Source organism: Streptomyces sp. NRRL F-2580, from assembly GCF_000720115.1.
Lineage (GTDB): Bacteria > Actinomycetota > Actinomycetes > Streptomycetales > Streptomycetaceae > Streptomyces.
This window is the reverse complement of the sequence record NZ_JOIR01000096.1, coordinates 1-2,698: the sequence shown is the minus strand read 5'-3', so window position 1 is coordinate 2,698 and position 2,698 is coordinate 1. Positions and strand designations below refer to the sequence as shown.

Sequence of the window (2,698 nt, the reverse complement as noted above, 5' to 3'; positions counted from 1 at the left end):
GTGGGTGGGGAGGGTGTTGAGGATTTCGGTTTCGGTGGCCTCGATGGCGATCATCGCGCCGCCGGTGGGCGCGGACTGCATCAGACGGCCGCGGACGGCCACCAGAGTGCAGGCGTCGTCCAGGGACAGGACTCCCGCGACGTGCGCGGCGGCCAGCTCGCCCACCGAATGGCCGAGGAGGTGGTCGGGGGTCAGCCCGTAGTGCTCCACCAGCCGGAACAGCGCGACCTCGACGGCGAACAGCGCGGGCTGCGTGTACTGCGTCCTGTTGAGCAGAGCTGCCTGCTCGCTCCCCTCGCCCGCGAGGATCAGCTCCTTGAGGGACAGACCCAGGTGGGCATCCATCCGCGCGCAGACCTCGTCGAGGGCGCGGGCGTAGACGGGGTGCGTCTCGTACAGTTCGCGTCCCATGCCGGGACGCTGACTGCCCTGACCCGTGAACAGGAACGCGAGCCCGGAGGCCCCGTCGGCCCGGCCGCAGTCCCCGGTCACCAGCTGCGGCGCGGACTCGCCCCGGGCCAGCGCGTCCAGGCCCGCCAGCAGACCCGCCGGGTCGTCGGCGAGGACGACCGCACGGTCCGGGAGCGCCGCCCGCGTGGTGGCCAGCGCGTGGCCGACGTCCAGGTGCGCGAGGCCGAAGCCGCCCTCCGTGCCGGCCTCGGCGGCCAGCCGCCGCAGCTGGGCGGCCCGGGCGCGCAGGCCCTCCGTACCGCGGCCGGAGACCACCCAGGGCAGCTGGGCGGGAGTCGCCGGGTCGCGGGACTCCGCGGCCTCGGCGGCGGGGGCCTGTTCGAGGACGACGTGGGCGTTGGTGCCGCTGATCCCGAAGGAGGAGACGGCGGAACGGCGGGGCCGGCCGGCCTCGGGCCACGGGGTCGCCTCGGTGAGGAGGGACACCGCGCCGCTTGCCCAGTCCACGTGCGGGCTCGGCGCGTCCACGTGCAGGGTGCGCGGCAGCACCCCGTGGCGCATGGCCATGACCATCTTGATGACGCCGCCGACGCCGGCGGCGGCCTGGGAGTGGCCGATGTTGGACTTGAGGGAGCCGAGGTGGAGGGGGTGATCGGCGTCGCGGTCCTGGCCGTAGGTGGCGAGGATGGCCTCGTTGCTCGCGCCGTCCTGGTTGACGGCGGAGCCGCGGACCACGGCGAGGACCTCGTGGCCGTTGCGGCGGGCGTCGGAGAGCCGCTCCAGGAGCAGGATGCCGACGCCCTCGCTCCACGTCGTACCGTCCGCCGAAGCCGCGAACGACTTGACCCGCCCGTCGGGCGCCAGCCCGCGCTGGCGGCTGAACTCCACGAAGGGCCGCGGAGTGGCCATGACGGTGGCGCCGCCCGCCACGGCGAGCGTGCACTCGCCCTGGCGCAGGGCCTGCGAGGCCAGGTGCAGGGCGACGAGGGAGGAGGAGCAGGCCGTGTCGACGGTGATCGCCGGGCCCTCCAGCCCGAAGGTGTAGGACAACCGTCCGGAGGCCACACTGCCGGCGCTGCCCGTGCTCAGGTAGCCCTCGTACTCGACCGGAACGTCGGACAGCCGGGACGCGTAGTCGTCGTACATGGTGCCGACGAACACGCCGGTGCGGCTGCCGCGCAGGGTCGTCGGGTCGATGCCCGCCTGCTCGAAGCTCTCCCAGGTCGTCTCCAGCAGCAGGCGCTGCTGCGGGTCGATCGCGAACGCCTCGCGGGGCGAGACGCCGAAGAACTCGGCGTCGAAGCGGTCGGCGTCGTAGAGGAACCCGCCGTGCCGCGTGTAGCTCTTGCCGGCCCGGGTGGGGTCCGGGTCGTAGAGGGCGTCGACGTTCCAGTCGCGGTTGGTGGGGAAGGGGCCGATGGCGTCGGTGCCGTCGGCGACGAGCCGCCACAGGTCCTCCGGGGACCGGGCGTCACCGGGGTAGCGGCAGGCCATGCCGACGATCACGATCGGGTCGTCCTGGCCGACACCCGCGCCGGCCGCGGCCTGCCGGACCGGCCGGGCGGCGGCCTCGCCGGCGATCTTGGCGAGCTCGGCGACGACGAAGTCGGTGAGCGCACCGGGCGTGGGGTGGTCGAAGACGGCGGTCGCGGGAACCGCGATCCCGCTGTCCGAGGCGAGCCGGCGGCGCAGCTCCATACCGGTGAGGGAGTCCATGCCCAGCTGGAAGAAGGGCCCGCTGTCGTTGACGGCGGCGGGGCCCGCCAGGCCGAGCACGGCGGCGACCGTCGTCCGTACCAGCTCACCGGCGGCGCGCCGGCGGTCGGCCGGGGGCAGTTCGGCGGTGCGCTCGGCCCAGGAGGATCCGGTGGCCGCGGCGGCGCGGCGGCGCGGGGCGCGGACCAGGGTGCGCAGGAGGGCGGGCGCGGACTGGTCGGGGGAGCGCAGCGCCTTCAGGTCCAGCTCGATCGGCACCAGCTCCGGCTGACCGGCCGTGAGCGCGGCGTCGAAGAGCTCCATCCCGCGCTCGGGCGTCAGCGGAAGGATGCCCTTGGCGGCCCACCGCTTGATGTCGGCCTCCGAGAACTGTGCGGCCATGCTGCCGGTACTCGTGTCCCAGAGTCCCCAGGCGAGGCTGGTGGCGGGGAGGTTGTGGTGGTGGCGGTGGTGGGCGAGGGCGTCGAGGTAGGTGTTGGCGGCGGCGTAGTTGGCTTGGCCGGGGTTTCCGATGAGTCCGGCGATGGAGGAGAAGAGGATGAAGTGGGTGAGGGGGAGGTGGGTGGTGAGT

Annotated in this window: 1 protein-coding gene; it reads right to left on the bottom strand. The window is 74.1% G+C overall.

Going from position 1 to position 2,698, the window contains the following annotated elements; translation table 11 throughout:
* A partial coding sequence (locus tag IF88_RS0139555; RefSeq protein ID WP_030724383.1) for a type I polyketide synthase occupies positions 1-2,698 on the bottom strand: 2,698 nt, incomplete at both ends.